Annotated in this window: 8 protein-coding genes; 5 read left to right on the top strand and 3 right to left on the bottom strand. The window is 49.2% G+C overall.

Annotation, left to right across the window (positions count from 1 at the left end):
• Nucleotides 1-53: 53 nt before the first annotated feature.
• The 3 genes from GSO_RS02320 to GSO_RS02310 are packed head-to-tail and all read right to left on the bottom strand — an operon-like array spanning nt 54 to nt 3,694.
• Entirely contained in the window at nt 54-2,024 is a 1,971-nt protein-coding gene (locus tag GSO_RS02320) for a PTS fructose transporter subunit IIABC (protein WP_010488505.1), read from the bottom strand.
• Nucleotides 2,025-2,033: 9 nt separating this feature from the next.
• On the bottom strand, nt 2,034-2,948 hold the full coding sequence (pfkB, locus tag GSO_RS02315) for a 1-phosphofructokinase (RefSeq protein WP_010488503.1): 915 nt from the start codon (nt 2,946-2,948) through the stop codon (nt 2,034-2,036).
• Complete coding sequence (locus tag GSO_RS02310) at nt 2,945-3,694, bottom strand: DeoR/GlpR family DNA-binding transcription regulator (RefSeq protein WP_010488501.1); 750 nt, start codon at nt 3,692-3,694, stop codon at nt 2,945-2,947. Before GSO_RS02310 ends, pfkB begins: the two co-directional genes overlap by 4 nt.
• A 248-nt stretch (nt 3,695-3,942) precedes the next feature.
• Between GSO_RS02310 and obgE the strand changes: the two genes are divergently transcribed.
• The 5 genes from obgE (at nt 3,943) to GSO_RS02285 (ending at nt 9,664) form a co-directional block, all read left to right on the top strand.
• Nucleotides 3,943-5,229: a GTPase ObgE gene (obgE, locus tag GSO_RS02305; protein WP_010488499.1), complete on the top strand. Its 1,287-nt coding sequence runs from the start codon at nt 3,943-3,945 to the stop codon at nt 5,227-5,229.
• A gap of 40 nt (nt 5,230-5,269) precedes the next feature.
• Complete coding sequence (locus GSO_RS02300; RefSeq protein ID WP_029345501.1) at nt 5,270-7,273, top strand: acyltransferase family protein; 2,004 nt, start codon at nt 5,270-5,272, stop codon at nt 7,271-7,273.
• 195 nt (nt 7,274-7,468) lie between these two features.
• Nucleotides 7,469-8,428, top strand: a complete 960-nt coding sequence (rnz, locus tag GSO_RS02295) for a ribonuclease Z (protein WP_010488495.1) — start codon at nt 7,469-7,471, stop codon at nt 8,426-8,428.
• A 110-nt stretch (nt 8,429-8,538) separates the two neighbouring features.
• The gene (locus GSO_RS02290; protein ID WP_029345500.1) at nt 8,539-9,324 is read left to right on the top strand and encodes an SDR family NAD(P)-dependent oxidoreductase; all 786 of its coding nucleotides are present in this window, start codon (nt 8,539-8,541) and stop codon (nt 9,322-9,324) included.
• 13 nt (nt 9,325-9,337) lie between these two features.
• On the top strand, nt 9,338-9,664 hold the full coding sequence (locus tag GSO_RS02285; protein WP_010488491.1) for a LapA family protein: 327 nt from the start codon (nt 9,338-9,340) through the stop codon (nt 9,662-9,664).
• Nucleotides 9,665-9,684 lie beyond the last annotated feature (20 nt).

Below are 9,684 nucleotides of genomic sequence, written 5' to 3'. Positions count from 1 at the left end.
TTTTTTATTTGAGTATCAATTAATGATACAGGTTAAACCTGCGCTAAAACGGATCATTGATTCTCTTTAGCGACCGGGCGCCAGAAGCCGAGAATTAATGCGGCAATGACAGTCCCGATGATGAGTGACATGACGAACCCGAGTTTCTGATTTGTTAGCAGAAGGGCCACAATGCCGCCATGCGGTGCCGGGACGTTGACGTGCCAGAGCTGGGTTAACCCGCCGGCAATCGCGGAGCCAACCACGGAACTACCGATGATATGCACCGGATCGGTTGCGGCAAATGGAATCGCACCTTCAGTAATAAAGGTCAACCCAAGTGCATAGTTGGATAAGCCGGCATTGCGTTCCTGTAACGTGAATTTCTTCGGGAAGAAGGTGGAAGCAACCGCAATCGCCAATGGTGGAATCATCCCGCCGATCATGACAGCAGCCATCCAGCGGCCATCTTTAAAGCCAGATGCCTGATAAACGCCGATGGCAAACGTGTAAGCCGCCTTGTTGAACGGGCCGCCCATATCGATACTCATCATGGCAGCCAAAATGACACCGATGAGAATGGCATTACCGGTTCCCATACCTTCAAGGAAACTGATTAACGCACCGTTGATCGCGGCAAAAATCGGGTTGATGATGAAGAACATCAGCAGGCCCATAATGGCCAGACCGATGACGGGGTAAAGCAGGATAGTGCGCATGCCGTCCAGTGACTTCGGCATTTTGGCCAAGGCTTTCTTCAGTCCGACGATCATCCAGCCGGCAGCAAACCCGGCAACCAAACCACCCAAGAAACCAGCCGGATTCTGGGCCTTCACAACTGAAGCGGAAGCGACCGTTGCCATGTAACCACCGACGAACCCAGGCATCAAGGCTGGTCGATCACCAATGGATTCAGCGATATACGCTGCTAGTACCGGTACCAGGAAGCTGAAGGCAAATGTCCCCAGATTATTGGTGAAGTTGAACCACATGGAAGTCTTACCCAACCATTGTTCAAGGATGAATGAGATCGCCATGATAATCCCGCCGCCGACAACGAATGGCAGCATGTTGGAAACACCATTCATCAAGTCTTTGTAAATTCGATTCCAGAGGGTACCGCCAGAAGTCTCTTCAGTATCAGAGCTTTGCGCATCTGCACCGCTTGTGTGGAAGACTTGGCCCTGACCTTTAAGGGTTTCTTCGATTAATTCTTCAGGCTTTTTGATGCCGTCGATGACAGGCCGATTCAGCAATTTCTTACCGTTGAACCGATCCATCTCAACTTTTTTATCAGCGGCAACGATAACGCCGGCTGCCCGGTTGATATCGCTGTCGGTTAATTTATGCTTGATCCCTTCGGAGCCGTTGGTTTCGACTTTAATATCGACACCCATCTTTTCCGCAGTTTCTTTTAACGCTGCTTCCGCCATGTACGTGTGGGCGATCCCGGTCGGGCAGGCGGTGACAGCCACGATAAATGGCCGTTCTTTGCGCTTCTCTTCTTTGAATTCAGCTTGTTTGGCGGCTGTATCTTTAGCTTCCTGGGCTTTTTCCGCTTCAGCCTCTTTTTTATCTTTAGCAACTTTTTCGGCCTGAGCCTTGCCGAATAAATCCAGCACCTCGTCCGGTGTTTTGGCTTGCTTCAGGTCTGCAACCAGTTTTGGATTGATTAAGAGGGAAGACAAGGCAGCCAAAGCGGCCAGATGTTCATTGTTGGCGCCTTCAGGGGCAGCAATCATGAAGAACAAATGTACCGGCTGGCCATCGAGCGCGTTAAAGTCAACACCCTTGGCACTTTTGGCAAAAAGTACCGTTGCTCGAGTAACGGCACTGTCTTTGGCGTGAGGCATCGCAATGCCTTCGCCAATCCCAGTGGTGGACTCTGCTTCACGTTTTAAAATATCCTGACGATATTCATCGGCATCGGTCACAATGCCTTCTGCATGATACTTGTCGACCATTTCATTGATCACAGCCTCTTTGGTGGTCCCTTTGAGATCCATGATCATGACATTTTTTAGTAGTAAGTCACGAATGTCCATTTTGTCCTCCTAAACTTCAGTGATGCTGATGGTTTGTTTAACAGCAGCGATTTTATCGGCAGTGGCAAGATCCTTGGAAAAGGCAGTCGCAGAACCGCATGCGATACCGACCTTGAAACTTTCCAAGGCGTCATGGGTTTGGGCAAACGTTCCGGTAAAGCCCGCCAGCATGCTATCACCGGCACCGACCGAGTTAACTGCCGGTTGCTTTGGAACTGTCCCAAGCCAGGCATGGTCGCGTTCAATCATCAAGGCACCAGCACCGGCCATCGAAATCAAAACGTGTTGTGCGCCTTGATCCAGTAAGCGGCGCCCCGCCTTAATAATGGCATCGTTGTCGGTATACGGCTTGTCGTTGAATAATGCTGCGAGTTCATGATGATTGGGCTTGACGACCAGTGGATGATCCGGAAGTGTGTCCAGCAGTGCCTGGCCGGTGGTGTCAATAACAAAATCGGCTTGATGCTCGTGGATGGCCGGAATTAAGTCACGATAAAAAGTGGCCGGCAGCCCTTGTGGCAAACTGCCAGACATCACGACGACATCGCCTGCTGCGAGTTTGGCTAGCTTTGCTTTAAAGTCGGCAATTTCATCATTGGTAATGGTTGGCCCGCTTGCGTTGAGCTCGGTTTCCGATTCAGCTTTGAGTTTGACGTTAATTCGGGTATCACCTTTGATCTTCGTGAAGTCACAAGGCATCGCGATGGCATCGAGTTGTTGTTGAATAAAGGTGCCGGTGAATCCCCCGAGAAATCCCCAAGCAGTTGTCGGTAAGCCAAGTGTTTGAAGAATCCGGCTCACATTGATGCCTTTACCGCCTGGTAGCTTAACCGCGTGGGTCAAACGATTGACGGCACCAAGGTCAAGTTGCGGCAATTCGATGACATAATCAATCGAAGGGTTGAGTGTAACTGAATAGATCAAGAATGAACCTCCTTAATATTTTGGAACCGGTGATAACCTGCTGGCAGTCCTTGTAATGAACTGGTGAGAATCGTGACATCGCCAATGTCGGCGAATTTCACGAAACTGACCTGTTCGAACTTACTTGGATCGGCAAGAATCATCGGCTGACGTGCTTGATGAATCGCCAAACGCTTGATCACGGCTTCTTCCGGATCAGGGGTGGTGTTCCCAAACTCAGGGTGAATCCCATTCGTGCCGATAAAGGCGATATCGAAACGATAATGATGAAGTGCTTCTGCAGTAGTCGCGCCAATAAGCGCTTTGGTTGCTGATTTAACCATGCCGCCAAGCATCAGTGTCGGAATTTGATAATCCGCCAGTAAAGAGGCATTATCAACGCCGGTAGTGATCACCGTCACCCCGAGGTCAGCTAGAAAAGGGATGAGTTGGGCCGTCGTTGTCCCGGCATCCAGGAAAACCAGATCATCCTGTTCGACTTGGTGGGCTGCGGCACGAGCAATGGCTTGTTTGGCGCGTAAATTTTGGGTCGACTTGCTGGCCACATCCGGTTCGTCGCCAAGGCCGTTAATTCGTTTGGCCCCGCCGTGGATCCGTTTAAGTTCGCCCGCCGCTTCAAGCTCGTCCAAATCTCGCCGAATGGTTGATTCTGACGCGTCCAAAGCCGCCATTAACGCTTTGGATTTGACGACTGTATGCTGTTGTAGCTGGCTAAGAATGTATTGCCGCCGTTCTTCTGTAAGCACTTTCGTTTCACCTCGCTCTTCATTATACTGATGAAACATTCAAAATCAACCTAAAACCGTTAAAAACATTCACAGCGGTCAAAAACAGGCTTGTTTCAAGGGAATTTGCACTTTTTTCATTTGTTGTGCTTAAAGTACTTGTCCTACTGTCTGACGTGGTAAAATAAGAAAGACATGCGATCTGCTATGCGGATGGCGGGTTAACGGGTATAATTATAAATTATGTTTTTTCAGAAAGGGGATCGCCAATGTTTGTCGATCAGGTACAAGTAGAAGTTCAGGCGGGCAAAGGCGGTGACGGCATGGTCGCGTTTCGGCGTGAGAAATTCGTGCCGTTTGGCGGCCCGGCCGGAGGTGATGGCGGCCGTGGTGGTAGTATCATTTTATATGTCGATGAAGGGTTGCGAACCTTGATGGACTTCAGATACCAACGCCACTTCAAAGCGCCAGCTGGTGGCAATGGCCAGGGTAAGTCCATGTATGGGCGGGCAGCTGAAGATCGGCGGATTGCCGTACCGGCAGGAACCACAGTCACCGATGCCGATACTGGCGAAGTCCTCGGTGATCTGACGAAGCCGGGGCAGGAACTGGTTGTTGCCAAAGGCGGACGCGGCGGACGCGGTAATATTCATTTTGTTTCACCGAAAAACACCGCACCGGAAATTGCCGAAAATGGTGAACCCGGACAACATCGCTTCATTAAACTGGAGTTGAAAGTCCTCGCCGATGTCGGTCTGGTTGGGTTCCCGTCAGTCGGCAAGTCAACTTTATTGTCGGTGGTCACGCAGGCTAAGCCCAAGATTGCCGCGTATCAGTTTACGACATTAGTGCCAAACCTTGGCATGGTCCAGCTAGACGATGGCACTGATTTTGTCATGGCTGATTTACCGGGTTTAATTGAAGGTGCTTCACACGGTGTCGGTCTTGGCATCCAGTTCTTGCGGCACGTTGAACGGACGCGGGTCTTATTGCATCTGGTTGAAATGGACCCGGAAAACGGCCGCGAGCCGCTGGAAGATTATGACCAGATTCGTCGCGAACTAGGTGCATATGATGAGAATATCTTAAAACGGCCGGAATTAATTGTCGCAACCAAAATGGATCTGCCAGGCGCAGATGAAAGATTTGCTGAGTTTAAAGCAGCTTTGCTCAAGCGCGGCATTGATCCAGCCAATATTTTTGAAATTTCCAGCCTGACACATCGCGGCGTCATGCCGCTAATGCAGCGCACCGCGCAAGTGCTGAAAACCGCACCGCAATTTGAACCGAAACAGGAACCGGTTAAAACTGCTGATTACAAGTTTGCCCCAGAACCGGCATTGAAAGTGACGCGGGATAGCGACGGTACCTTTGTCTTAACCGGTGATAAAGTGGAACGCGCCTTTAAGATGGCGAATCTTGATCATGAAGATGGTGTCATGCGATTTGCCCGGCAACTGCGGAGTATGGGTGTTGACGATGCGTTGCGCCAAGCAGGTGCACAAAGCGGCGATTTAGTCGCGATTGACGATTTTACCTTTGAATTTGTTGAATAATCTTCAGTGAACTAACTGAAAGCAGTAATCTTTTTAAAGAATGGTGGGGCCTCAATTGAAACAGACGCGTAGACGAAAGCGCCGGTATATTCATGGATTTGACGGTTTACGAACCATTGGTGTCATTGGTGTCATCCTGTATCACTTGCGTCCCGAATTATTTCGGGGTGGCTACTTGGGTGTACCGATCTTCATGGTTGTGTCCGGTTATTTAATTACGGACGGCTTATTGATTGAGTTTGGTCGCAATGGGCGAATTGATTTTAAGAGTTTTTTCATTCGGCGATTTAAACGTCTTTATCCGGCACTTATTACCGTTTTGTTTGGAACTGCAGCTTATATCACGCTTTTTTCGCAAAATCTCCTGCACAATCTGCATATGATGGTGTTGACCAATTTACTTTATGTCTATAATTGGTGGCAGATTCTGAATGGTCAGTCTTATTTTGCGCGCTATGCTAACGGCGAATCACCTTTCACGCATTTATGGACGCTTTCAATTGAAGGGCAATATTATTTGGTATGGCCATTTCTGGTTTTAGGTTTGCTACTATTAGTTAAAAACCGGCATCAGATTGCCAACATTGTCTTGATTTTGGCGGCAGCCAGCGGTGCGTGGATGGCTATTTTGTACATGATGACCGTTGCACACACGTCACCTGCAGCCTTTGATCCGAGCCGGTTATATTATGGGACTGACACGCGGGCATTTTCGATTTTGCTCGGTGCCGCTTTGGCGTTCATTTGGCCAAGTGGTCGGCTTTCGGAGCATTTACCGCGAAAGTGGGTGGTTAGTCTCGATTTAATGGGAACGGTCAGCTTCGTTGGTTTGTTAACCATGGTCTTCACGGTCGACGCCCAAAGCAGCTTTCTTTATGAAGGCGGCATGGTGCTGTTCTCCATTCTGACAACGATTCTGGTTGCGGTCGTTGCCCATCCAGCGGCGCATTTTGATCGCTTGTTGAGCAATCCATTGTTTAGCTATATTGGCAGCCGCAGTTATGGCTTGTACCTTTACCAATTTCCAGTCATGATTTTCTGGGAGAATCGTTTCCGCAACATTGCCGATCATCCCGTTTTGTATCCGGTGATTGAGGTCATCTTAATCGTGTTGATCACCGAGGCTTCGTATCGGTGGATTGAACAGCCAGCAGCACATTTTGACTACCATAAAACCTGGACGTTCATTAAAGGGTTGGCCGATCCGAAGAAACGTATGGGCAAGGCGCGCTGGATCAGCTATGCAGCTTTGGTCATTTTGGCAATTGGCAGCGTTGGTCTAGCTAAAGCACCATCAGCTAAGGCGGTCGGCGACGACTCGCCGCTGGCCAAACAACTTAAGAAACGCGCGGAATCGCCTAAGGAAAAGGCCAAGCGTCTGGAAGCCATGCGTTCTAGCTTAGCCGAAGAGCGTAAAGAAGCCAAAAATAAAACCGAACAAAAATCGCGATCCCGTGCACAGGAGTCGAAGTATGCTTCGCAAGCCAAAGCCCATCCGGTTAACCAAGAGTATGAACAATATGGCTTAACCCAAATCGAATTGCAACGGGCCCAGGATGTGGGATTAACCGCGATTGGCGACTCGGTCATGCTTGACGGTCAAGAGGGCCTACAGAAGATTTTCCCTAAAGCAGTGATTGATGCGGCTGTGTCTCGGCAAATGATCAATAGTATTGATCTGGTTCGCAGTTATGCGGAAAAAGGCGTGCTAGCGAACATTGTGTTAATCGGTTTAGGCACCAACGGCCCATTTTCCGATGAGCAGCTTGCCCAGATGATGCAGGCGATTGGTCCGGATCGGCAAGTCTTCTGGATTAATGTGCGGGTGCCAACGCGGGCATGGCAAAATGATGTCAATGGCAGGTTGGACGCTGCGCAAAAGCAATATAAGAATCTGACGGTGATTGACTGGTTCCGTAAATCTGATGGACATCCTGATTGGTTCTACAAGGATATGGTGCACATGAATCCAACAGGTAACCCGCAGTATGCGGCGTTTATTGCCAAGACCATTTTGGATAAAACCAAGCAGTCAACCGATTAGCATGCTATTAAAGCTGACGTAAGCTAACTTGAGTTCCGGTAAGGGGTTGGGCAGCCAATCGTTCTTATCGGAATTTTCTTTTGCCGTGAGACGAATTACCAAGGTTAAGCAAGGTTATCAGCGATCAAACAAGGATAATTCTGTAGGACTTGTGGTAGACTACAAAGTGAAGTTTGACAGAATAGGAAGTATGGTATGGAAATTCAATTTTTGGGTACAGGCGCCGGTTCGCCTTCCAAAGTTCGTAATGTCAGCAGTCTGGCGCTAAAACTGCTTGATGAACGCAATGAGGTTTGGCTGTTTGATGTTGGCGAAGGTACTCAGCATCAGATTCTGCAAACCACGATTAAACCGCGAAAGATTGCCAAGGTGTTCATCACCCATTTGCATGGCGATCACATTTTCGGGTTACCGGGATTTTTGGCGAGTCGCGCTAACCAAGGCGGCACTGATCCGCTCACGATTTACGGGCCGCCTGGGATTGAAGATTTTGTTAGAACCAGTCTGAAGGTTTCCCAGAGTCATTTGAGTTATGCCTTAAAGTTTGTGTTGTTGCGGCATCCGGGAACGGTTTTTGAAGATCAGACTTTTAAAGTCAGTTTCGACCGACTTGACCATCGCATCACCAGTTTTGGGTTTCGGGTTGAGGAAAAGCCACATCCGGGTGAATTGCTGATTGATAAGGTACGGGCCGCTAAAATTCCGTCTGGACCGGTTTATGCCGAGTTAAAGGCAGGTAAACAGGTGACGTTGCCCGATGGCCGGACGTTTGACGGTCATGATTTCATCGGGCCAGCACAACCGGGACGGATTGTGACGATTTTTGGCGACACCAGAAAATGCAGTCGCGCGTTGCCACTAGCAGCTGGCGCAGATGTTCTGGTTCACGAGAGTACTTTTGGCCCGGACGAAAGCCAGTTAGCCAAACAGTATTATCATTCGACCAATATTCAGGCTGCCGAGTTAGCCAAACGCGCCGGTGTCGGCAAGTTGTTGCTGAATCACATTTCTGCGCGGTATCTTGGCCCCGGCGTTGCGATGTTAGAAAAAAGTGCTCGGCGTATTTTCCCCAATACCCACGTGGTGAAAGATTTTGAAGAAATTAACATTCCGTTTGCCAGCCCCCAGTTGGCGTCGGCGGGATCTGTTCAATAACCGGTTCTGTCAGCAGGCGATAATGGTGATTGGCTGAAAAGCAGTGCTGGCTTGAAGTGACAGTGGCTTAAGCGTGATTGGAACAGCAAAGCGTACAAGGAGGGAGCAGCATCGTGAAACAACACCTAACAGTAGTTATTTCTGGCGGATCAGCCGGATTGGGTAAAGCAATTGGGTTGGAAGCCGCCAAAAAAGGGGCGACGGTGGTTTTCCTGGCACGTAGACGTGACAAGTTGCGTCAGGCTCAAGCCGAGGCAAGTTCACTTTCTGGTCGGCCAGCGTTTGCTTTTCCGGTTGATGTGGCTGATCCGGTCGCTATTGAAGCCGTCGTTGAGCGTATTCATGCCACCGTCGGATCAGTCGATGTGTTAGTCAACGCTGCCGGTTTTGGTCATTTTGAGAATGCATTTGACACAGATATGCACTTGGTTGAACGCATGTTTCGCGTGAATGTTTTGGGCACCATGTACTTAACCAAGCTGCTGGGACGCGATATGGCGGTTCGTGGCCAGGGACACATCATCAATATCTCATCGATGGCCGGTAAAATTGCCACACCCAAGTCAGCTATTTATTCGGCGACAAAGTTTGCAGTGGTGGGTTATAGTAACGGTCTGCGACTGGAATTGAAGCCATTTGGGGTCAACGTGACAACCGTTAACCCAGGACCGATTGCAACCGACTTCTTCAAATCGGCCGGCGCATTGGACTACTTGGCCAGCGTTTCTTGGCTGGTACTGGATCCCGATAAACTGGCGCGGCGAATTGTTGCAACATTTAACCATCCGGTACGGGAAATCAATACACCTTGGTTGATGAATCTGGGTGCTGACTTGTATACTTTATTTCCACATATCGGCGATTGGTTAGCTGGCGGTTTGCTGAACAAAAAATAAAGGGGTGGCTTGAATGAAGGGTCAACAGCGATTTATTATCGGATTGGTACTTGCATTAATTTTAATTATTTTTGCGTTGCTAAATGGTCAAGGCGTTTCGGTTAACTTTTTTGGGATTCAGTTGGAGTGGCCGTTGATCGTGATCATTGCGGTTTCCGTGTTAATCGGCGCGGTGGTCACTTGGTTAATTTCAACCAGTGCCGTTGCCAATGCCAAAAAACAGATTCGTGAATTGCAACAGCGCATTACTGAATTGACGAAGGCTAACAAAGCCGAAAAGCCAGCGCCTAAACCGGTTCAGGCACCTAAGGAGGAGCCGGTTGATTCAACGAAAAAATAACGACAAAACGCGGATGATGC

The sequence above is a fragment of the Lacticaseibacillus zeae DSM 20178 = KCTC 3804 genome, from assembly GCF_000260435.1.
In the GTDB taxonomy this organism is placed as follows: Bacteria; Bacillota; Bacilli; order Lactobacillales; family Lactobacillaceae; genus Lacticaseibacillus; species Lacticaseibacillus zeae.
The sequence above is the reverse complement of the archived record's forward strand: the minus strand, read 5'-3'. Positions and strand labels throughout refer to the sequence as shown.

Excerpts from the sequence above, each read along its gene's own strand:
- GSO_RS02320 (WP_010488505.1), bottom strand. The coding sequence starts at position 2,024 with ATGGACATTCGTGACTTACTACTAAAAAATGTCATGATCATGGATCTC.
- obgE (WP_010488499.1), top strand. The coding sequence starts at position 3,943 with ATGTTTGTCGATCAGGTACAAGTAGAAGTTCAGGCGGGCAAAGGCGGT.
- GSO_RS02300 (WP_029345501.1), top strand. The coding sequence starts at position 5,270 with ATGGTGGGGCCTCAATTGAAACAGACGCGTAGACGAAAGCGCCGGTAT.
- rnz (WP_010488495.1), top strand. The coding sequence starts at position 7,469 with ATGGAAATTCAATTTTTGGGTACAGGCGCCGGTTCGCCTTCCAAAGTT.
- GSO_RS02285 (WP_010488491.1), top strand. The coding sequence starts at position 9,338 with ATGAAGGGTCAACAGCGATTTATTATCGGATTGGTACTTGCATTAATT.